This is a genomic window from Rheinheimera sp. (genome assembly GCF_036782235.1).
Lineage (GTDB): Bacteria > Pseudomonadota > Gammaproteobacteria > Enterobacterales > Alteromonadaceae > Pararheinheimera.
This window is the reverse complement of sequence record NZ_DAIPZL010000005.1, coordinates 128918-150081: the sequence shown is the minus strand read 5'-3', so window position 1 is coordinate 150081 and position 21164 is coordinate 128918. Positions and strand designations below refer to the sequence as shown.

General features: G+C 49.7%; 19 protein-coding genes. 6 read left to right on the top strand and 13 right to left on the bottom strand.

Annotation, left to right across the window (positions count from 1 at the left end; genetic code table 11):
- Positions 1-8: 8 nt before the first annotated feature.
- On the bottom strand, positions 9-323 hold the full coding sequence (locus V7P87_RS08120) for a hypothetical protein (RefSeq protein ID WP_333796987.1): 315 nt from the start codon (positions 321-323) through the stop codon (positions 9-11).
- Between the two features lie 137 nt (positions 324-460).
- The gene (locus V7P87_RS08115) at positions 461-913 is read right to left on the bottom strand and encodes an SRPBCC family protein (protein WP_333796986.1); all 453 of its coding nucleotides are present in this window, start codon (positions 911-913) and stop codon (positions 461-463) included.
- Positions 914-1249: 336 nt separating this feature from the next.
- On the opposite strand from V7P87_RS08115, the gene V7P87_RS08110 reads away from it, so the two are divergent.
- Positions 1250-1732 (top strand): Hcp family type VI secretion system effector, encoded by a 483-nt coding sequence (locus tag V7P87_RS08110; protein WP_333796985.1) that lies wholly within the window; start codon positions 1250-1252, stop codon positions 1730-1732.
- A 180-nt stretch (positions 1733-1912) separates the two neighbouring features.
- On the opposite strand, the gene V7P87_RS08105 is transcribed toward V7P87_RS08110, so the two are convergent.
- Both V7P87_RS08105 and V7P87_RS08100 read right to left on the bottom strand, forming a co-directional pair.
- Positions 1913-2350 carry a GFA family protein gene (locus tag V7P87_RS08105; RefSeq protein ID WP_333796984.1) on the bottom strand — a complete coding sequence of 146 codons (438 nt, stop codon included), beginning with the start codon at positions 2348-2350 and terminating at the stop codon, positions 1913-1915.
- 87 nt (positions 2351-2437) lie between these two features.
- Positions 2438-4342 (bottom strand): DUF885 domain-containing protein, encoded by a 1905-nt coding sequence (locus V7P87_RS08100; RefSeq protein WP_333796983.1) that lies wholly within the window; start codon positions 4340-4342, stop codon positions 2438-2440.
- A gap of 242 nt (positions 4343-4584) precedes the next feature.
- Between V7P87_RS08100 and V7P87_RS08095 the strand changes: the two genes are divergently transcribed.
- Positions 4585-5328 (top strand): class I SAM-dependent DNA methyltransferase, encoded by a 744-nt coding sequence (locus tag V7P87_RS08095; RefSeq protein ID WP_333796982.1) that lies wholly within the window; start codon positions 4585-4587, stop codon positions 5326-5328.
- A 16-nt stretch (positions 5329-5344) separates the two neighbouring features.
- Here the strand turns inward: V7P87_RS08095 and V7P87_RS08090 are convergent, their stop codons facing one another.
- Positions 5345-5902: a DUF922 domain-containing protein gene (locus V7P87_RS08090; protein ID WP_333796981.1), complete on the bottom strand. Its 558-nt coding sequence runs from the start codon at positions 5900-5902 to the stop codon at positions 5345-5347.
- Positions 5903-6168: 266 nt separating this feature from the next.
- Here V7P87_RS08090 and V7P87_RS08085 point away from each other — a divergent pair, with 266 nt between their 5' ends.
- Entirely contained in the window at positions 6169-7770 is a 1602-nt protein-coding gene (locus tag V7P87_RS08085; RefSeq protein WP_333796980.1) for an amidohydrolase family protein, read from the top strand.
- Between the two features lie 145 nt (positions 7771-7915).
- Here V7P87_RS08085 and V7P87_RS08080 read toward each other — a convergent pair whose 3' ends face one another.
- From V7P87_RS08080 to V7P87_RS08060, 5 genes are all read right to left on the bottom strand, one after another.
- A complete protein-coding gene (locus V7P87_RS08080) occupies positions 7916-8332 on the bottom strand; it encodes a hypothetical protein (protein ID WP_333796979.1) in 417 nt (138 codons plus the stop codon).
- Between the two features lie 70 nt (positions 8333-8402).
- Positions 8403-8987, bottom strand: coding sequence for a DUF7010 family protein (locus V7P87_RS08075; RefSeq protein ID WP_333796978.1), 585 nt, complete (start codon positions 8985-8987; stop codon positions 8403-8405).
- Between the two features lie 279 nt (positions 8988-9266).
- The gene (locus V7P87_RS08070; RefSeq protein ID WP_333796977.1) at positions 9267-9566 is read right to left on the bottom strand and encodes a hypothetical protein; all 300 of its coding nucleotides are present in this window, start codon (positions 9564-9566) and stop codon (positions 9267-9269) included.
- 168 nt (positions 9567-9734) lie between these two features.
- A complete protein-coding gene (locus V7P87_RS08065) occupies positions 9735-10304 on the bottom strand; it encodes a hypothetical protein (protein WP_333796976.1) in 570 nt (189 codons plus the stop codon).
- A gap of 37 nt (positions 10305-10341) precedes the next feature.
- A complete protein-coding gene (locus V7P87_RS08060; protein WP_333796975.1) occupies positions 10342-10731 on the bottom strand; it encodes a SirB2 family protein in 390 nt (129 codons plus the stop codon).
- 375 nt (positions 10732-11106) lie between these two features.
- Here V7P87_RS08060 and V7P87_RS08055 point away from each other — a divergent pair, with 375 nt between their 5' ends.
- Complete coding sequence (locus tag V7P87_RS08055; RefSeq protein ID WP_333796974.1) at positions 11107-13374, top strand: nitric-oxide reductase large subunit; 2268 nt, start codon at positions 11107-11109, stop codon at positions 13372-13374.
- Between the two features lie 105 nt (positions 13375-13479).
- Here the strand turns inward: V7P87_RS08055 and V7P87_RS08050 are convergent, their stop codons facing one another.
- From V7P87_RS08050 to V7P87_RS08040, 3 genes are all read right to left on the bottom strand, one after another.
- Entirely contained in the window at positions 13480-13932 is a 453-nt protein-coding gene (locus V7P87_RS08050) for a hypothetical protein (protein WP_333796973.1), read from the bottom strand.
- Between the two features lie 141 nt (positions 13933-14073).
- Positions 14074-14805, bottom strand: coding sequence for a DUF4386 domain-containing protein (locus V7P87_RS08045; RefSeq protein ID WP_333796972.1), 732 nt, complete (start codon positions 14803-14805; stop codon positions 14074-14076).
- Between the two features lie 46 nt (positions 14806-14851).
- On the bottom strand, positions 14852-15370 hold the full coding sequence (locus V7P87_RS08040) for a GrpB family protein (protein ID WP_333796971.1): 519 nt from the start codon (positions 15368-15370) through the stop codon (positions 14852-14854).
- Between the two features lie 217 nt (positions 15371-15587).
- Between V7P87_RS08040 and V7P87_RS08035 the strand changes: the two genes are divergently transcribed.
- Together V7P87_RS08035 and V7P87_RS08030 are read left to right on the top strand one after the other, a co-directional pair.
- Complete coding sequence (locus V7P87_RS08035) at positions 15588-18278, top strand: TonB-dependent receptor (RefSeq protein WP_333796970.1); 2691 nt, start codon at positions 15588-15590, stop codon at positions 18276-18278.
- Positions 18279-18413: 135 nt separating this feature from the next.
- The gene (locus V7P87_RS08030; protein WP_333796969.1) at positions 18414-21131 is read left to right on the top strand and encodes a glycoside hydrolase family 3 protein; all 2718 of its coding nucleotides are present in this window, start codon (positions 18414-18416) and stop codon (positions 21129-21131) included.
- Positions 21132-21164: the final 33 nt, after the last annotated feature.

Genomic DNA, 21164 nt, shown 5'->3' with positions numbered 1-21164 from the left:
AGCAGAAATTAACAGCGGCCCTGTAATAACTCCAGCAATCTCGAGCGCACCACTTTTTGTTCCAGATAATAACTACAAAGCGCGGCCACCGACATTAAAGTTACCACCGTCAGCCAACTGATAAAACCGGCATCATTGCGCTGATTAAAATACATCAGGCTTAACGCCAGCAGATACACCGTCATAAGCCAGGGCGTCAGCCGCACTGTATAACGCAGCCACATGGTGCTTTTTTTGGCCTCCAATACGATTTCAGCCAATTGGGCATTATTTAAATGTGCTGTAAAAACAAGTTGTTGCTGTAACCAAAGATGATGACGCACAAATCCTCCCTGAAAATAAATACAAAAGTCACAAAAAAACCGGCCATCAACGGGCCGGCTGAGCGGAAAAATATACCTTTGATTAACTTTTCAGACAACAATACTGTGGCAATTTCAGGTCTGACTAGAGGTTTGTATTAGCTTGATTCCGGCTGCTGAGCTTCCACCAGCAGCGCCAGCATTGATAAGCTATCCTGCCAGCCAAGATAACAGGACTCGGCTGGGATCACTTCCGGCACCCCTTGCTGCCGGATCCTCAGTTCAGTGCCACAACTGACTGCTGTTAAGGTCACTGTCACTTCCATCGGATCCGGCAGGTTGGGGTCGTCAAACTTGTCGATATAACGAATCAGCTCACCGGGTTTAAGTTCCAGATACTGGCCGCCAAAACTATGGCTCTGGCCTGAGCGAAAATTGGTAAAAGCCATTTTAAATAAACCACCTTCGCGTGCGTCCAGATGCTCCACAGTACAAACATAACCATGAGGTGGCAGCCACTTGGCAAGGGCCGCCGGTGCCAGAAAAGCACGAAAAACTATCTCAGGACTGGCCTTTAAAACACGATGTAACTCTATGGTGTGGTGGGACATGCAAAATGCTCCTTGTGCTGATGTCTGGCGAAACCGGTTTTTCCGGTTCTGATGCTGTTGATATTGCTTACAAATTCATCTGGAACAACATGACAGTCCGGCCTGAACCAACCGCCACAGTGGCACTGAGCTTGGCAAATAAATTTACTTAAAGTGGTACAACCACGGATAAAATTCTTTGCAGCTTGTGGTTGTAGCCAAAAATGCACAAAAACCTTGAGCATACCGCAGCGCCGGTATAGTGGCGGTTTAGTGCTCAAGATATTGCTAATATAAAAAAAGCCTCAACTATACTGCTGGAACAGGCATTTCGCCTGTTTTAACGGAGGTATGGTTATGTACCCGCTTCGCTCTTTTTGTACCGCTGCCCTTAGCGCAGCTTTGATCTGTACTGCGGCGCCTGCTCTGGCGCAAGTAAAAGGCCCGATATCATTAACTATCAATAACGTAGGAACCTCAGAAGTGCTGGCCTGGTCCTGGGGGGCATCAAATTCCGGCACTTCCCATATGGGCGGTGGTGGTAGCGCCGGTAAAGTCAATATGCAGGATATCTCGCTGACCCGCTACACCGATGCTCAGTCACGTGCTTTGTTAGACGCTGTTGCCACCGGCAAACACTTTCCGGAAGTAGAGATCAAACGCGAAGGCATGCGGATTTTATTACAGAACGTGCTGGTCACTTCTTACAGCGTTGGCGGTGTTGCCAATAAAAAAGAGTTACAAACCGAAAATGTGACTTTTAATTTTTCCAAAATTACCTATGAACTGGGCAAAGGTGACCCTTATTGTTTTGATATTGCCGCCAATACCAACTGCTAAAGCAACATTCAAGTGCTCTGCACGCCCGTTGGATTTTCGTGGTCGCGGGCCATTTCAGCTTCTTTTCATCAGCACAGCAGCAATACAACACTGCTAGCTGATAAAAAAACCTTCACAGTCGCCACCACAACAGGCTGCTGTGCGATTGAGGCTCAGCAGCTGCTATTGCAAACTTGGGCGTCAGGCTTCTGGCCCGGCGTATTGCGCCAGAACTTCGGCTTCGGTCAGCTCCAGCGTTGAATTGGCAAAACAATAATAAGCCGGTTTATGGTCGATAAAAATTTGTTCAGTAAATACAAAAGCATGCTGCGGTGTTAACAGCCCCACCGGCACTATAAACCTGTTATCCGGAATAAAACGATAATACAAATGGCTGCCACAACTGCGGCAAAAAGCACGTTCTGCCCAATCCGATGAAGAAAATACAGCTATTGCTTCACTGCCTTCAAAGTCGACCGAACTGCCACAATTGACCGCCAGCAGCGGCCCGCCGCCCCAGCGCCGGCACATACCACAATGACAGGCCTCCAAAGCTGTGTTTGCCAAAGCCCGAAATCGTACTGCACCACATAAACACCGGCCCTGTACGGCAATTTGTTCTGTTGTTTGTGCTGACATCAGTCACCTCCTTGTTGTTGCTTATTCCATGTTGATTTTTTGCAAAAACCAGACGGCACTGAACACGCCGCCTGGTTTGATTACAGATTAAACACTGCGCGCTTTCACACTGTCCACCCATTGTTGCACCCGTTTTTCCAACAGCTCCAACGGTAAAGCACCGCCGTTGAGCACTGTGTCGTGAAATGCACGGATGTCAAACTTATCACCCAGTTGCTGCTGCGCCTGACTTCTTAATTGCAGAATTTTCAGCATGCCAATTTTGTATGACGTGGCTTGCCCCGGCATCACCAGGTAACGCCGCACTTCAGACACCACAGCAGCTTTGGCTACTGGTGTTTTTTCAATAAAATAATCGATGGCCTGCTGCTCAGTCCAGCCTTTGGCATGCATCCCTGTGTCAACCACTAAACGTACAGCACGCCACATTTCAGTCACTAACCGGCCAAAGTCAGAATAAGGGTTCTGATAAGCGCCCATTTCTTTGGCCAAAAGTTCTGAATACAAACCCCAGCCTTCGGAATATGCGGTAAAACGTGCCTGAGTGCGAAATTTCGGCACCGACTCCAGCTCCTGGGCGATGGAAATTTGCATATGATGGCCAGGGCTACCTTCATGATATGCAATAGCTTCCATTTCATTTTTTGGCATGGCTTTCATATCGGATAAATGGGCGTAATAGACTCCAGGCCTTGAACCGTCTGGCGTGCCAGCCGAATAATGCTGCGCAGCGCCCGGTTGTTCACGGAAGGCTTCCACCCTTTTCACCACCAGTTTGGCCTTGGGCAAAATGCCAAAATACTGCGGTAATTTTTCGCCGATAAAAGCTAGATAAGCCTCAGAGTCTTTGATGTAAGCTTCGCGGCCTTCGTCAGTGTCCGGATAGACAAACTGACTGTCGGTTTTTATAAAGTGGAAAAAGGCTTTTAAATCACCGGTGAAACCCACTTTGTCTTTAATAGCGTTCATCTCTTTGGTTAAACGCGCTACTTCATCCAGGCCAATCTGGTGAATTTCGTCGGCCGTCAGCGGTGTAGTGGTCGACTGTTGTAAACGCAAATTGTAAAAAGCCACACCGTCCGGCAGGGCTGAAGCACCATGTGCGTCAACTGGCATGCTGGCAATTTCAGTTTGTAAATAGTGCGCCAGCGCCTGATATGCCGCACTAAACTGGCTGGTCAGCGCCGTTTTGGCGTTGTTGCGAAGCTCAGTTGCTTCGTCGTTCGTTAATTTGTCGGCTTTGACCAGCGCGTCAATTTTGTTGTTGATATCACTCCACAGCGGCGAGTCAGCGCCTTGTTGTTCGAAGGGCTGGCCCTTCAGCAAATTATTCACCTGCACCAGGGCGCCTTCATAGGCAAAACGAGGCGGGCGCACCCCGGATTTGGCCGAGCTGATGGCTCTTTGCTGTAAATCAGCAATGGCTTTGGCGGCACCACCAATACGACTGATATAAGCCTCTGCGTCGGCTTTGTTGTCTACTTTATGAAAGTTGATCAGCATCTGAGGTAAAGACGAATGCATACCGCGCATCTGATTAAACCAATAACTGTGATCGCGGTAAGCGGCTGCTTCTTTGGCGCGTTCAAACTGGTAAATCCATAAGTCGTATGAAGTTTTGGCCTCGGTATCCAGTTTGTTATAGTCAAATTGTGTTTTCAGCTCCGCCACTGTGGCTTCAAACCACAACAGCTCTTTTTGCTCGGCTTCAGCAGTCATATCATCCACCTGGTCGTATTTTTCTTTACGGCCAAGGGCGGTCAGGCGCAGCGGGCTCATTTGCAGCTGCTGCTCATATTTTTGTTCAAACCACTGATTTAACCGCTCAGACTCTGATTGTGCTGTGGCCTGAACTTCAGCTGCCGGCGCTCCAGCGCCATTGCCAGCCTGATTAGCGCTGTTATTTTGTGGCTCATTGGCGGGCTGACAGGCCACAAGGGCCGCAGCAATACTGATGGCCAACACAGATTTTGCAGAAAATGTATATCGCACTTTTTTATCCTTCTTGTTGTGATGCTACGGCTCTGCACCTGCAGAGCACAGTCTGAGCTTTATAGTGCAAGCACAACCACAGAAGCGGCAAGAGCCTGGCCTGTCAGTCATAGCTATTGTTTGTGGATTGGTAGCATTTTTGCCTGAGCAGCAAAATACTTCGTAATGGCGCTAATACTTCGCATCAGGAGGAGACTCAGTTAAAATGCCGGCCTTATTTTATTGCCGCTGAGCGCCCCACGATGTCTTTTAACGCTTTATATACTGATTTATCAGGTTATTACGATCTGATGTGTGCCGACATTGACTATCAGCGCCAAAGTGCAGCGGCCATGCGTCTGCATCAGTTTTTTGGCAGCGGCGGCCATACCCATCTGGATTTAGCCTGTGGCACAGGGCCGCATATTGAACATTTTTTACAGGCCGGTTATCAGTGCACCGGGCTGGATTTAAATCAGCCGATGCTGGATATTGCCCAGCAGCGCTGCCCGCAGGCGCAATTTGTACAGCAGAATATGTGCGCCTTTAACATAAGCGAACCTGTTGATCTCATTACCTGTTTTTTATATTCCTTACATTACAGCGGCAATATTGACGGCTTAAAAGCTTGCCTGCGCCACGTGGTGCCGGCGCTAAAATCCGGTGGTGTGTTTTGTTTTAGTGCGGTCGATAAAAACAAAATTGATAACAGCGCTTTATTGCGCCAGCATGCCAGCCATCAGCACAGCCATTTTGTGTTTGAATCCGGCTGGTTTTATCAGGGGATTGGTGATGAGCAGCAGCTCAGGCTGAAAATTCAGAAAACCACTCAGGGTGTGACCGAGCTCTGGCAGGACCACCACCCTATGGTGGCTGTTAGTTTTGCTGAGCTTAAAGCGCTGCTGGAGCCGGACTTTGAAGTGGTGATGCTGGAGCACGATTTTGAAAAAATCCTGCCGCTGGCACCAGACTCCGGCAACGCTTTATTTGTCTGTATTAAACACTAACTGATACCAGCCGCAGTTATAAGCTCTGTAACGAAGCGCCTTCGGTTTCACCGTAACGGGTTTCTTTGTCGTAAGCGAGCTGCGCTTCTTTGGCTTTGGCCAAAATGGCATTGGCGAGCGCATTGGCTTCCTGCTCCAGCACCTTGCAGTTGGCTTTGGAGCCCAGGCTTCGCAGTGCATCATCAATATCGTTGGCAGCTTTTTTGGCAATAGCCACATGCTTCATTTCATGACGCAATAAATTTGGATACCAGCGCGCCCACAAATCCTGCACCTCTGTGGTCGACACCTGCAGTTTTGGCAAAGTCACCTCAATTCTCAGATCTGTGACATAAGTATCGATACGGCATTGCCGGTTCCAGTCTTTGACATAAAAACGCCACTGAATGGCATAACTGCTGTCGGCAATATCACTCAGGCCATCTTTTTTAATCGGCGTGTGGGCGGCAGTGGCTGCTATCAGCTCCTGTTTTGTGCTGGCATTCACCGGGTAGTACACATAATTTTCCCACAACTCAACTTTGGCCTGGGCAGCAGTGCCAACAAACAGCAATATCAGCGTGATTAAGCGCACAACAACCTCGTTTTACAGTGAAATCAATAAAATAACAGACATTGTTCTGCCTTTACAAAAAAGCACTGGCTCCAATGTACTGAGCGCCGGCGAAGAATGCAATCTGAAAGCCCCACCACTCCGGATGATAACAACAGAAAACAAACCATGCCGCCTGGGTTCCTTTTATCGCAGCTGTGGTTCTGTTAAACGTATCCGGTTGCCACAAGTATCAGCTATTGCCACACTGGCACAAATAACAACAATCACAATCCACCGGAACCTATATGCACCAGAATAATGCCCGTCGCCACCTGTTTGGCAGCTTATTTTTGTTCGTTTTTAGTTGTTTAGTCCCAGCTCAGGCGGCAAGCGCAAGCGAGCGCACCCCTTCAGCTCCGGAACGTGACAGAGGCGACGGCCCTTATCAGCGGCTGATTTTACGCGGTGGCATTTATGTCAGCGGTGAAGGTGCGCCAGCGCAAGGGCCTGTGGATATTGTCATTGAAAACGACCGCATTGCCGAAATTGTGGTGGTGGGAAACCCGGGCTTGCCGGTTAAAGCCGAAGGCAGACCGGTTGCCGCCAAAGGTGACAAAGAGCTCGATGTCAGCGGCATGTATATTCTGCCTGGTTTTGTTGATATGCACGGCCATATTGGTGGCTCTGCCCCGGGCATTCCGGCCGAATATGTGTTCAAACTCTGGCTGGCACACGGTATTACCACAGTAAGGGAGCCCGGCAGTTTTAACGGCCTCGACTGGACCTTAAAACATGTAAAAGCCTCCAACGAAAACCGCATCGTGGCGCCCCGTATTGTGCCTTATGTTGGTTTTGGCATGGGCCTGAAAAAACCTGTGTTCAGCCCTGAACAAGCACGTGACTGGGTGCGGGGTGTAAAAAAAGCCGGTGGTGCCGGCATTAAGTTTTTTGGTGCCACTCCGGCTATTATTGCCGCTGCACTGGATGAAGCCGGCAAACTCAAACTGGGCACCATGATGCACCATGCACAGCTCAACGTGATGCGTACCAATGTACTGGACAGCGCCAGAATGGGACTGACCTCAATGGAGCACTGGTATGGTCTACCGGAAGCGCTGTTTACCGGCCAGGTGATCCAGCACTATCCGGCGCATTATAACTATCAGAATGAACAAGACCGTTTTGCCGCCGCCGGCGAGCTTTGGAAACAAGCGGCAGCACCTGGCTCAGAGCGCTGGAATGCAGTGCGGGATGAACTCATCCAGCTGAACTTTACCATTAACCCAACGCTGACCATTTATGAAGCCACCCGTCATGCTGAAGCACAGCGTTCAGCGCCCTGGCATCAGGACTACACCCTGCCTACCTTAACCAGGTTTTTTCAGCCCAACCGCGACGCCCATGGTTCTTTCTGGTTTGACTGGACTACTGATCAGGAAATTGCCTGGCGCGAAAACTACCGGATCTGGATGTTGTTTTTAAACGACTTTAAAAACCATGGTGGCCGTATTACCACAGGCTCAGACGCCGGTTATATCTACAAAATTTATGGTTTTGCCTTTATTCAGGAACTGGAGCTCTTACGTGAAGCAGGTTTTCATGCGCTGGAAGTGATTCAGGCCGCCACTTTAAATGGCGCAGAGGCGCTGGGACTGGCCGATGAGATTGGCAGCCTGGTACCGGGCAAAAAAGCCGATATGGTAATAGTGGCTGAAAACCCACTGGCTAATTTTAAAGTGCTGTATGGCACAGGCCATTACCAGCTGAATGCCAACAACCAGCCAGAGCGCACTCAGGGTGTGCGTTACACCATTAAAGACGGTGTGGTTTATGACGCGCAGCAGCTACTGAGCGACGTGCGGGCTATGGTAAAACAAGCCAAAGCAGCGGAGTCTGGCCAGAAATAACAGCAAAACACACTGAGCTTTAGAGTCCTTCTCACGACTACAATCGCGCCTGCAATCGCAACAATCAAAAAAGGGCAAACTCCGGTTTGCCCTTTTTTATCAATAACTCACTTCAGCCAAAACAAAGAAAGACAATAAACAGTTATCAGCGGCCCGGGCTTTGATGCAGTTTGCCCGCCAGCCAGGCCATTGGCAGATAAGCCAATAACAAATCCAGTGCAATAAACCAGCCCGGCGCAGGTATCATGATACTGGCCGCCACACCACCACAAAAAAACAATAAAGCCACCACAAAAGCCAGCTGTATTTTGTAGCTGGCCGCCAGATAACAAGCCACCCAGGCGCCGGCAAAAGTACCAAGCGCATGAGCCAGCCAGGGTGTGACAAAATGTTGTGGTTCAAACAGGCTGATGCCCTGTTTCAGGCTTTCGGCGTTATGCAGCTCCACGCCGGCCGGTGGTGCAATGACAACAGGCCCCAGCTGGATCAGCGCCATATTCACAGCACTGCCCACCACAACGCCGGCCAACAGGCTTAGAATATTCTGTAATAGTTTTGGCATCACATGCTCCTCTGTGCCCAAGCTGCTGAAGTACTGCCCAATCAAACTGATGTTTTTACCAAACTGGTATTTAGCTGTCCTGTACCTGAAAGTTCCTAAGGCCAAATGTAGTCTGCTGCGCTGCTTTTTTATCCTGCACAAAAATCACCAGCGCAAAAATAAGTTCAATCACACCACCGGCCAGGGCGCCGTATAAAGGTGCTGCGGCAAATTGTCCCAGCACAAAACCGGCCCCTGCCAACGCCAAACCACAGAACCAGAATAACCGCATGCCAAATAAGCTGCTGAACACCAGGTAACGACCGCCAATCACCAACAACATAGCCGGGAAAAACCATTCAATACGTAGCTGCGCAGCGGCAAAAGCCAAAGGCAAACTAAAAATCAGCCAGAAAGTGCTGGCATAAGCCAAACCGGCCAGCGGATTGCCTTTGCTGTGATTGCCGGGCCGCCCCGCTAATTTGGCAATAACAACACCAAGCGGATGAATAAACATACCGCCAATCAGCAATACCCAAAGCGCCTGCTGTGCTGAGGCAAAAACCACAGCAGCAGCGCTGGCAAGCCAAATCAAAGACGACGCCAACATACCGGCAGCGCCACTGCAATAAGCAAAACGCATATCGGTCTGAGCTGCATTCAGTGAATCATTCATAGAATAAATCCTTTTAATCATCAAGGTGTTGCAATAAAGGCAACAACCAAGGTGGATAGCAAAAATAAGGTCGGAAACAACTTTGACTGTGCCAGCCTGACCGGCGCCGGTCAATAACCTTTGGTTGTTTTATCAACAATTTTCAGCTGCAGATCCAACACCACAGGCTGTCAACACCATTGACGGCAAGGGCCTTTGCAAAAGCGGTGATCTCGGCTTGCACACAAAAGTACATAAAGGGAGAAACCAGACTTGAGCTGTCGTTTTGATGTACCGGCTTTATCTAGCGGCGCCGGTATTGTCTTTGGCTTTTTTTGGCTCGCCCGCTTCATCTTTTTGCTTTATTTGCTGCTGCTTAATTTGCTGAAATTTTTTAATTTCAGTAGGGGGAATAGGCAATAACGAAATCAGCGGCAAAAACGCCAGCATCAAATAAGCACCGGTGCAGCGGCGTTTGGCCCAGCGCACCATATAAAAAAACCAGCGGCCCAGCCATAACAGCAACAGCACCACAAAAGCCCACAGCAGCAATGTTGTTACCAGCTCGGCACCTTTGCTGTTCAATAACAAAAAATCCATTTTTATTGCCACTTATCAAAGATTTAATCATTGTCTGGCAGGTAATTGGGCGGGAGTGCTGCTTTTTCAAGCAGCTAAAAAATTTTACACAACACTATTATAAAATAACGAATGTTAAACAGGACTTATGGCAGAGAATGACCACAGCTGCTGCCGATCAGGCAACTGCTATAAACAAAGGCCAGACTTGCCCTGCCCCAACGCGACAGGCAGATCAGCAAGGCTCAGATGATAATACAAAGCCAAAATTTGCCAGCCGGCATCGGCTTTATACAGCTGAATACTATTTACCCCAACAAAATCAGCGGCTTTGGCGTTTTTATCCGTTCTGGATTCCACCACGCTATACACGGCGGCAAAACGGTCGTGCTGCACCAGCTGCGGGCTCACTTCACATTCATAAAAACCTTTGGGCTTTGCGTTGGCCATACCCTGCAAAAACTCGGTGGCTGTGCGCTGACTCAATTGTGGTTGGCCGTCTTTATAAGTGGCGCCAAAGACCACAGCATCGGGGTGAAAAATGGTCTGCAGGCTTTTTACATCAGCAGCCACACCGGGTTCATGTGACAAAGCCCGCCATAAAGTGGCCACAGTTTGTTCAGCTGTAGTGGCGAGGTCTGGTGCAATGGCGAGGTCTGGTGTAGCGGCTACTTCAGTTGCACTTTGAGCAAGTGCAGTGGTGTTACAGGCAAAACCCGAGGTACTCAACAACAGCAGCGGCAATATCCAATAACGCATCACAACTCCCTGTTTTTTAACATAACAACAGCTCAGGCTAAAATAACAATGGCTTGAACCTGGCAAGGTAAAAAATACCGCCAAGCAGCAACAACGCCAGCGCAGCAAAACCCAACCTGCTGCTTTTGGCATAACTTAAATTGAGCGCAGCTTTGCCACACAGAATATAACAGACTAATAATAAAATTTTAATGCCAAGCCAATGATGTATAAAAGGTTTCCAGGGACCAATAGCCAAAAGCGCCAGCGCCATACTCAGCAATAGAGTATCTACCAGATGAGGCACAAACCGCAGTTTACTGCTGCGCCAATCAAAGCCGCCGGCTTCAGGCCTTAACATATCCAGCAAAAAACGCACGGCAAAAAGACTGACGCTCAGATAAGCACACAACATATGGATTTGTTTTATTTCAAGATAATACTGCATTGTTGTTTTCCCGTATTTTCCGGCCATGTGATGTTTTGGCCGCACTGCAATAAGCCTGCAACAGCACAGCACACTGCTTTTGCACCACCTTAAAACATTCAGCCAAAGCGGCCTATATCGCCAAATAGGTAAGGCCGCTTTGCGCGCCGCCATCAGGGTATTTTCCACCACAGCAGGGTATAAAAAACCCGGTTACCAGAAGGTAAAAAACACCCTGCCCGCATAAACATCCAAACATATTCAATAAATTCAAAAGCTTAACATTTGGCCTGTTTATTGCCAAAGCAGCTCAGCCGTGGAACACCCGGCTCAAAACAAAAACACAGGAATAGCATATGAACAGTCCGCATCTTCGTCACACTGCAGGAGGTCTTTATGGCCGGCTATCGTAAACTCTGGTGGCTGTTAATCGCCATCCTCGCAATTACCTTTTCAGTGCTGGGTTATTTTGGTGCTGAAGTCTATCGTTCGGCACCTCCCATTCCGGCTAAAGTGGTGGACGCTGCCGGTAACCTATTAATGACCGAACAAAGCATTTTAAACGGTCAAACCGCATGGCAATCGGTTGGCGGCATGCAGTTAGGCTCTATCTGGGGCCATGGTGCTTATCAGGCGCCGGACTGGACCGCCGACTGGCTGCACCGTGAGCTGACCGCCTGGCTGGAGCTGGCCGCTCAGGCAGAATTTGGCACCGGCTATGCCAGCCTGAATGAAGCGCAGCAGCATCAGCTGAAATTTGCGTTAAAGCAGGCCTATCGCACTAATACTTATGACAAAAACAGCGATACGCTGCAGCTCAGTGAGCGCCGGGTGCAGGCTATCACCCAAACCGCTGCCCATTATGAGGCGTTATTTGGTGACGATGCGGCGCTTGCGCAAACCCGCGCCAATTATGCAATGAAAAACAATACCCTGCCCAAGCTGGAACGCCGGCAAGAGCTGACGCAGTTTTTCTTCTGGACTGCCTGGGCCGCCAGCACAGAGCGCACTGCCAAAGGCGCCACTTATACCAATAACTGGCCACACGAGCCGCTGATTGATAACAGACCCACAGCAGAAAACCTGATTTGGTCGCTGGTCAGTATTATTTTGCTGATCGCAGGTGTAGGTGGTTTGATTTGGGGCTGGGCCTTTTTACGCCAGCATGATGAAGAAGAGCCAGCCGCGCCCAAACTTGACCCTATAGCCCGGTTAAAACTGACACCGTCACAACGGGCTTTGGGCAAATATATTCTGGTGGTGGTTGCGTTATTTACCCTACAAGTGCTGTTGGGTGGTTTTACCGCGCATTACACGGTCGAAGGTGATGGTTTTTATGGTTTAAATACCACCGAATGGTTGCCCTACAGCCTGGCCCGTACCTGGCATATTCAGGCGGCGATGTTCTGGATTGCCACCGGCTTTTTAGCGGCAGGTTTATTTTTAGCGCCCATTATTAACGGCGGTAAAGATCCTAAATATCAAAAACTTGGGGTTGATGTGCTGTTCTGGGCACTGGTGGTACTGGTAGCAGGCTCTTTTGCCGGTAACTACTTTGCCATTATGCAAATGATGCCTGCGAACTTAAGTTTCTGGTTTGGTCATCAGGGTTACGAATACATCGACATTGGCCGCTTCTGGCAAATTATTAAATATGTTGGCGTATTGTTCTGGTTAGTGCTGATGCTGCGTGCTGTGGTACCGGCCTTTAAAGCACCGGGCGATAAAAACCTGCTGGCACTTTTTGCTGCTTCAGTGATTTGTGTGGGTCTGTTTTACGGCGCTGGTTTGTTTTATGGCGAGCGCACCCATTTATCAGTGATGGAATACTGGCGTTGGTGGGTGGTGCATCTGTGGGTAGAAGGCTTTTTTGAAGTGTTTGCCACTGTGTCGCTGGCCTTTATTTTCAGCAGCATGGGCCTGGTGTCGCGCACTGTTGCCACCAGTGCCAGCCTGGCGTCAGCTTCGTTATTTATGCTCGGTGGTATTCCTGGTACTTTCCACCATCTGTATTTTGCCGGTACCACCACACCTGTCATGGCGGTGGGCGCCACTTTTAGTGCGCTGGAAGTTGTGCCTTTGGTGGTACTGGGTTATGAAGCCTGGGACAACTGGCGTTTACAACACAAAGCGCCCTGGATGGCTGATATTAAATGGCCTTTGATGTTTTTTGTTGCTGTGGCGTTTTGGAATATGCTGGGCGCCGGTGTATTGGGTTTTATGATCAACCCACCTATCGCTTTATATTACCTGCAGGGTTTAAACACCACGCCAACCCACGCCCATGCGGCACTGTTTGGGGTTTATGGTTTCCTGGCACTGGGTTTTTGTTTATTGATCCTGCGTTATATCCGGCCACAGCTGGCTTTTGATGAAAAACTGATGAAAACCGCGTTCTGGTGGATGAACGGCGGCCTGGTGCTGATGTTATTTACCAGCCTGCTGCCTATTGGTTTTATTCAGTTTTATGCCAGCGCCACCGAAGGTTTATGGTACGCCCGCAGTGAAGCTTTTATGCAAAGTGACATTTTGCATGCACTGCGCTGGATCCGTACTTTGGGTGACGTGATTTTTATCATTGGCGCTTTAGCAGTGAGCTGGCAGGTGGTGAAAGGGGTATTTGACCAAAAAGCCGCAGCCCAACAGCTGCAACAATTGGGTTGAGCCGACCGCTTTGCTGTAAAAAGGCATTCGCGTTAAATAAAAAAGGCATCTTTGAACGATGCCTTTTTTATGTTGGCTAAAGCCTTATTCTGGCCAGGGTGAGCCTCAGGCTGCTCGGTCGGATAACAACGTAATTTGCTCCGGGTTTTTCACCCTAATATGAGTTTGGTAATAATACAAACCCGTTGGCTTCCCATGTGACAGAAAATCAATTTTCATCCGCCGCGCTAGGCCTTTGACCAACAACTTTTTGCCGACAAAATATTGTTGGGCCGAAGCTGTATCAGTACCGGCCAGAGCTGCAGCCACTGCCGGGCTCATTGCAATAGTAATATTGCGCTGGTCGCGATAATCCAGTTCGGTATTTAAATAAACTGCCCGGCCATCAGTGCCGGCAGCCTGAATGCTGAGCTGATACTCTCCCACCACCCCTTCAGGCGCTGCCGCTGCTGCAGCGGCAATAATATCCATAGTGCTGGCCTGAGTACGCTCTGCGCTGCCCTGCATAGCAGCACAGCCTGACAATAACGCCAGCATCACTACTGCGGCTAATTTCATAAAACCTCCGGTTAAATCCATTTAAAAAACAACATACTACACTTAAAACACCGCTGGCCCAAAAGCTTCTTCAGCCGGCCAGCAATATATGGCGGTTGCTCCACTGCCGCCTTTGCTCTCTGGTTCCTCAGCTGCTTTGTGTTACTTAGCCAGCACTGTTGCAGGGCTATTTAGCTTTGCTTGCCAGGCTGTTGTCTTCAGGCCACAACATAAGAACCACAAAGTAATTGCCAGCTCACCCAATAAAGAAGGTGCCAGCACCCAGGGGAATAACAAAGTAGCAAGATCCGGCGCCAGTAGTTGGGCGGCACTATTTAATACATAACTGCCACCTGCTGCTATTAATAAATACCCCAAAAAGGCAGGCAAAAATTCAGACTTAACAATCAGATAACCCCGAATGATGCAGGTCACACCAAAAAAGATCAGACCAATACCAAAACCATGGCTGTGCATTTTCACCCAAAAGGCCGTTAGCTGTGCCAGCAGCTCGGCCGGCATCGCGGCCTGAGCTGCTGGGGCAAGCAGTAGCAAAGGTGCCACTAACGCCAGTTTATTCACCGCCAGCACCGAAGTTTGCACAATATTAAATAAAGTGGCGGTGATGGCCAGGCCATGATGCACCGGCTTTAACAGCAGATAAAACAGCACAATCAAAGGGATATCGAGCAGCTGCATTAACAAATCACCACCAATACCGGCGCGCCATAAACCGGGCGAGTTGGCAATATTGGCGGCGGTGGCCGCAGCATCCCCGGCCACCACTAAAGTGCCACGCACCACAGTTTCACCAAATAAACCCAGCAGAATATTGGCAAGATAAGCCACACCTGCCAAACGCAGATAAAAATTGGGGTTTTGGGCAAAAGTCATAACACATCCTGTTGTTTTTTATGGGTTTAAATGCCTCAAACTGCAATTAAGCTTTGTACCAAAGCAGCGCCTGCTGCTGATGCCACAATACAAAATCCTGTTTACAGGCCATATAAAGTTCGCTGTTATGCTGGCATTGTCTGGCCGCCTGTTGTTTGAGCTGTGCATATTCAGCCGCCAAAGAGGGATGTGCCAGCAAATAGGCTTTAAAAGCTCTGTGGCGTAACAAATGTTCATCACCGCTTTGAAAAGCGTGTACATGATGGCTACGACTGCTCTGCCCTTTTTGATAATACCGCCGGCCGGCAATGCCATGCTCACCTTTGGCCTGGTAACCCAGCGCCTGCATAGCCGCAAGCTTTTCATCCAATGCGGCAACAGACACCACCTCAAGCAGAATATCAATAATGGGTTTGGCAGCAAGGCCAGGCACAGCAGTGCTGCCAATATGTTCAACCAACAGCAGATTAGCGCCAAGTGATTGTTGCAACAACTGTTTTTCTGTTGCAAAAAGTTTCACCCAGTTCTCATCATAAGGCACAACTTCAATAATACGTTGGCTCATAATGGTTTCCTTCTCTGAAGATACACAGGATTGTAAACAAGTCCTTTGCTAACAACTGAGCCCCCCTTATAAATCGTGTTGTAGTGTGAACAACTCGGGTTGTCGAATCTCTGTTTCTCTGGTTTTAGCATGCCCTTAAGGTTAAAGCAGTGGCAAACTCAGCTGTTCAGAAAGCCATAAAACAAAAAACAAAAATTACAGAGACAGGGATAACATCATGCATAAACGTAACGCACTTTCGCTGGCGATAGCGATGGCATGCGCTTTTTCTGCTGCGGCGCAGCAGGCCGAAGTCAACACCAACACCACCAACAAAACTCCAGCCGCAGCCAGTGACACCGAACTGGAAGTGATTTCAGTGACGGCCACCAAACGCAAAACCAAATTAATGGAAACCCCGGTGGCGATTTCAGCACTGTCTGAAGAGCAACTGCAACAAAACGGCGTGAATAATGTGGTGGATATCGCCAATTTAGTGCCGGGCCTGGATATTGCCGTCTCTTCAGAGCAAGCGGCGCCGGTGATCACCATGCGCGGTATTCGCTCCACCAATATCACTGAACTGGGTGACCCTGCGGTAGGCGTGCATCTGGACGGTATTTATTCCCCGCGGATGCAGGGCGCGCTGGCGCTGATGTACGACGTGGAGCGGGTTGAAGCTTTGCGCGGCCCACAAGGCACTTTGTTTGGCCGTAACTCAACTGTCGGCAGCATCAACGTGCTGACCGCCAAACCTGATGTGGCCAGCAGCTTTGGTAACCTCAATACTGAACTGGGTAAATTTAATGCCAAAAGTGTCGGCGGCATGTTTAACCTGGCGCTGTCCGATGAGTTTGCTGTGCGTTTTTCCGGTAAAGGTTTAAAACGTGATTCTTATGTGGAAGGTTATTGGGATCCAAACCAATACGACACCCGCCGTCTGCCAGCCGGAGTGCTGGATGCGCCTGTGATTGCCGAAGGCTCTTATCAGGGCATTGGCCAAACCTTAACCCAACGCGAAAACTGGTGGATAGACGCTGCAGGCACGAACCCTGAAGCGCAAAAAATCCGCGCTTTAACAGCTGCGGATAAAAGCGATTTTTACAATAACGCCAACGAACATTCGTTTCGTGTTGCCACCTTATGGGAACCCGCAGCAGGCCGTTTTTCTAATCACACTGTGTTCCAGTATTACAAAAACGACAGTGCAGGCTCCACAGATATGGTGAACTGCGACAAATTACGCGGCAGACCCACAGCCCTGGGTGGTGACTGCGCCAACTTTTTACCCAGCGACAACACCTATCAGGCGGTGGTCAACGTGCCGGGTAAACTGGAGCTCGACATCACTTATCTGCGTAACAGCTTAAATTATGAACTGAGCGACGAGCTGAGCCTGGTGTGGTTAGCCGGTTTTGAAGATATGCAGCGCCAATCGGCGCAGGATATTGAAACCGGGCTGGATGTCTGGGACGGCGCTATGTTTTTCCTTGATGGCACTGGCGCCCGCTCTTATTCCACCGAGCTGCAATTGCAGTCGGACGAGCTGGGTGATTTAGTCTGGATAGCGGGTGTGAACCTGTTCCATGAAAAAACCACCACTGTGGGTTATTACGACAACCCGATGGACGATAAAGCCTTTTGGGATCAACCCGACCGCTCCACCGACGCGCTGGCTGCTTTTGGTCAGGCCACTTACAACCTGAGTCCGGAATTGCACCTGACCCTGGGTTACCGTTTTAGCGACGAAACCAAAGAAGACAAAGGCGGCCGCACCCTGCGCTGCTCTAATGCCGATGGTTGTGCACCTGGCTGGTATAACCGCACCACCTTATCCAATCTTCCAAGCAATGCTTTTGAAAACCCGGCTATTTATAAATCATCTTTTGCCAATGACAACAAAGGCAGCTGGCAAAACCACGATTTTCGCTTAGGCCTGGATTATGATCTGAGCGCCAATACCATGCTGTATGGTTATGTGGCCTCTGGTTTTAAAGCCGGTGGTATTGGCGACGTATTTGAAGTGGTCAATGACAGAACAGGCCAGGTACAACGGATTGAAACCCAGTTTGACCCTGAGCAGGTGGTCACCTATGAGCTGGGTACAAAAACCAGCTTGTTAGATAACTCTCTGAATTTACAGGCGGTATTCTTCTATACCGACTACACCGACATGCAGTATGCCTCGGTCGGTTCTGTGGGCACTGTGGAACGTCTGGCGCCGGTGGAAAACCCGGATGGCAGCCCTGTGCTGGACCAAAATGGTCAGCCAGTGCTGGATTACCGCAATATGCCGGTGGTGGCCTACTACACCCAGAACGTACCGGATTCCACCATTAAAGGGCTGGAGCTGGAATTTGACTGGAAACCTTATCCGAGTGGCCGCATTAACGGTTATGTCACCTACACAGATGCCCGTATTAGCGACGACTGGATCACCAAGTGGGATTACGATCCTGAATATCTGTTTGGCCTGTCCTATGAAGAGTCTATTGACCCTGAAAACGGCAAGTTGACCACTAACCTCAAAGGTAACCAGCTGGCGATGGTGCCAAAATTCAGCGCCAACTTAAGTTACACCCACAGTGTTGATTTGGGCAGCTACGGCTTTATCCACGGCTGGTTTAACTTAAGCTGGAAAGATAAGTCCTACAACACCATCTGGAATGTCGACAAACATCTGGATGATATGGACTTTACCGTGTCTGACGAAGCAATTCGCTATATGGACGATCGCAGAGAAGCCCATACCCTGGCCAATGCTTCACTGAAATATGAACCTGTGGGTCAACTCTGGTTTGCTGAAGTTTTTGTCAGCAACGCCACCAACGAAACAGTGCAGCAATGGAGTAACACCGGCAAAGGCTTCCCCAAAGGCAGTTTTAATATGCCAAGGTATTACGGCCTGCGCGCAGGCTTTAACTTCTAAGCACACCCATAGGTGCAGAAACCGCTCCGCTTTTATGAGCGGTTTCTTTTTATCCGGCGCTACACCCTTACTGGTAAAAGCGCTGCGACCAGGCGAAGGACAATCTTGATGATCAGCAGGAACAAAAAAACGCTTATGCAAAAAATTCAGCAAAAGCACACACTGGCTTTGCTGGGCTTAGCACTCAGTACTGCCGCTTATGCCACGGCGGCCGATACCCAAACCAGCCAACATGCAGGCAGCAACACAGAGATTAAAAGGGCGCAGACCACGGCAACAGCAGTGGCAGCGTCGGTGCAGTCAGCGCCGGTTCAGTCAAAGGTGCAGTCAAAGGCTCAGTCGGAGCAGTCAAAGGTTCAGTGGCCTTATGTAAATACCGCTTTAAAACGCGACCCACAGATAGAAAAAATGCTGGACCAAATTTTGGCCCGTATGACGTTAGAGCAAAAAGTAGCGCAGATGATCCAGCCGGAAATTGGTTATTTGTCGTTGACGCAAATGCGTAAATATGGCTTTGGCTCTTACCTGAACGGCGGCAATACCGCGCCTTATGGCAAAAAACGGGCTTCAGTGGAGGTCTGGTTAAAATACGCCGACGAAATGTACCAGGCTTCAGTGGATGCCAGCCAGGATGGCAGCCGTATTCCGGCCATCTGGGGTACTGATGCGATGCATGGTCATAGCAATGTGTATGGCGCTACTTTGTTTCCCCACAATATAGGTTTGGGTGCAGCCAATGATCCTGAACTTATTCACCGTATTGGTGTGGCCACCGCCAAAGAAGTGGCAGCAACAGGGATTGAATGGAGTTTTGCGCCAACAGTTGCAGTGGTGCGCGACGATCGCTGGGGCCGCACTTATGAAAGTTATTCTGAAGATCCGGCCATAGTCAAAGCCTACGCTGCTGAGATGGTGTCGGGTTTACAGGGCACTTTGGGCAAAGATTTTCTGCAGGGTTATGGCCGTATTGCCACCGCCAAACACTTTGTCGGTGATGGTGGCACCGAAAAAGGCATAGACCGGGGTGATACCCTGGTTGACGAACAGACATTGCGCGATATTCACGCCGCAGGTTATCTGACCGCCATTGAAGCTGGAGTGCAGTCGGTGATGGCCTCTTTTAACAGCTGGAACGGCGTGCGTTTGCACGGCCACAAGTATTTGCTCACCGATGTATTAAAAACCCAGATGGGTTTTGATGGTTTTGTGGTCAGTGACTGGAACGCCCATAAATTTGTGGAAGGCTGTGATTTAGAGCAGTGCGCCGCCGCTATTAATGCCGGTGTGGATGTGCTGATGGTGCCTGAGCACTTTGAAGCTTTTTACCACAATACAGTGCGGCAAGTGCAGCAAGGCCTTATTCCACAGGCGCGGATTGACGATGCGGTGCGCCGCTTTTTGCGGGCCAAAATCCGCTGGGGTTTATTAAGCCGTGCTCAACCGTCCAGCCGGCCCGAGTCCGGTAAAAATGCGGTATTTAACAGCCAGCAACATCAAGACTTAGCACGCGAAGCTGTGCGTAAATCTTTGGTGCTGCTAAAAAACAACCAGCAGATCTTGCCAATATTGCCAACCAGCCGGGTGCTGGTGGCTGGCGATGGCGCAGATAATATTGCCAAACAAGCCGGCGGCTGGAGCCTGTCCTGGCAAGGTACAGATAACAGCAATGCCGATTTTCCCAATGCAACTTCTATTTATCAGGGCATACGTCAGCAGGTAGAAGCCGCCGGCGGTCAGGTAGAGCTTGCCGTCGATGGCAACTATCACCACAAACCAGATGTTGCTGTGGTGGTCATAGGCGAAGCCCCCTACGCCGAGTGGTTTGGTGATATTCAGCAACTGGAATACCAGCACGGCGACAAGCGTGATTTAGCCTTGATTAAACGGCTCAAACAACAGGGAATTGCGGTCGTCACCGTATTTTTAACAGGCCGGCCACTCTGGACCAATAAAGAAATCAACGCTTCGGACGCTTTTGTGGTGGCCTGGTTACCCGGCTCTGAAGGCCAGGGGGTGGCCGATGTGCTGCTGGCCGATAGTCAGGGCAAAAGCCGTTATGATTTTCAGGGTAAGCTGAGTTTTTCCTGGCCAGCTGATGATCAGCAGTTTGTGCTGAATAAAGGGGATGCCAACTACAAGCCGCTGTTTGCGTATGGGTATGGTTTAACTTATGCCGATAACAAGGAGCTGGGCCAATTCTCTGAGCAGGTGTCCGCCACCACAGCAGAGCACACTACCGATGGCATACAACCGCTGTTTTTACGCAATTTAACACCAGGTATGGCCTGGGAGTTAGCCGATAGCAGTGCTGCAAGCCATAACTCTGCCAACAGTAACACGGCTTTTATCACCACCCCTTATGGCCTTAGTAGCGACGGCAAAAGTTTAACCATGCAGTCGGTCAACTTGTCTTATCAGGAAGATGGCCGCCAGCTGCGCTGGAATACTCAAACTCCAGCCTCAGCCAGCCTGCGTTATCTCAAGCCGGTGGCGGCAGCTGAATTAAACAGCGCCAACACTTTGCGTTTTAGCATCAGGCTTGATCAGCAAGTGCCAACCGACCTTCAGCTTTTTGTGCTTTGTGATCAACAAGGGCAATGCAAACGCCAGCTGTCGCTGGCTGAACCTCTGGCGCTTTTAAAGCCGGGTCTGTGGCATACTGTGGAAGTTGCGCTGGATTGTGCTGCATCGCCTGCTGTAACCGAAGTTTCAACTGCACTGCGCTTGAGCGCCAGCGGACAACATAGTTTAGCTGTGGCTGAGATGGTGCTTGCTGCACAACATATAACAGCAGCTGGCAATGCGGCAAACACGGCAGCAAAAGACGTGGTGCGGATAGGCTGTACTAACTAGCCGGTACGAATTAGCCCGTCCAGGCACAAATCA

Bases quoted from the DNA above. Each gene is read 5' to 3' on its own strand.
- V7P87_RS08115 (WP_333796986.1), bottom strand. From the start codon at position 913: ATGTCCCACCACACCATAGAGTTACATCGTGTTTTAAAGGCCAGTCCT.
- V7P87_RS08110 (WP_333796985.1), top strand. From the start codon at position 1,250: ATGTACCCGCTTCGCTCTTTTTGTACCGCTGCCCTTAGCGCAGCTTTG.
- V7P87_RS08105 (WP_333796984.1), bottom strand. From the start codon at position 2,350: ATGTCAGCACAAACAACAGAACAAATTGCCGTACAGGGCCGGTGTTTA.
- V7P87_RS08095 (WP_333796982.1), top strand. From the start codon at position 4,585: ATGTCTTTTAACGCTTTATATACTGATTTATCAGGTTATTACGATCTG.
- V7P87_RS08085 (WP_333796980.1), top strand. From the start codon at position 6,169: ATGCACCAGAATAATGCCCGTCGCCACCTGTTTGGCAGCTTATTTTTG.
- V7P87_RS08080 (WP_333796979.1), bottom strand. From the start codon at position 8,332: ATGCCAAAACTATTACAGAATATTCTAAGCCTGTTGGCCGGCGTTGTG.
- V7P87_RS08075 (WP_333796978.1), bottom strand. From the start codon at position 8,987: ATGAATGATTCACTGAATGCAGCTCAGACCGATATGCGTTTTGCTTAT.
- V7P87_RS08070 (WP_333796977.1), bottom strand. From the start codon at position 9,566: ATGGATTTTTTGTTATTGAACAGCAAAGGTGCCGAGCTGGTAACAACA.
- V7P87_RS08065 (WP_333796976.1), bottom strand. From the start codon at position 10,304: ATGCGTTATTGGATATTGCCGCTGCTGTTGTTGAGTACCTCGGGTTTT.
- V7P87_RS08060 (WP_333796975.1), bottom strand. From the start codon at position 10,731: ATGCAGTATTATCTTGAAATAAAACAAATCCATATGTTGTGTGCTTAT.
- V7P87_RS08055 (WP_333796974.1), top strand. From the start codon at position 11,107: ATGGCCGGCTATCGTAAACTCTGGTGGCTGTTAATCGCCATCCTCGCA.
- V7P87_RS08050 (WP_333796973.1), bottom strand. From the start codon at position 13,932: ATGAAATTAGCCGCAGTAGTGATGCTGGCGTTATTGTCAGGCTGTGCT.
- V7P87_RS08045 (WP_333796972.1), bottom strand. From the start codon at position 14,805: ATGACTTTTGCCCAAAACCCCAATTTTTATCTGCGTTTGGCAGGTGTG.
- V7P87_RS08040 (WP_333796971.1), bottom strand. From the start codon at position 15,370: ATGAGCCAACGTATTATTGAAGTTGTGCCTTATGATGAGAACTGGGTG.
- V7P87_RS08035 (WP_333796970.1), top strand. From the start codon at position 15,588: ATGCATAAACGTAACGCACTTTCGCTGGCGATAGCGATGGCATGCGCT.
- V7P87_RS08030 (WP_333796969.1), top strand. From the start codon at position 18,414: ATGCAAAAAATTCAGCAAAAGCACACACTGGCTTTGCTGGGCTTAGCA.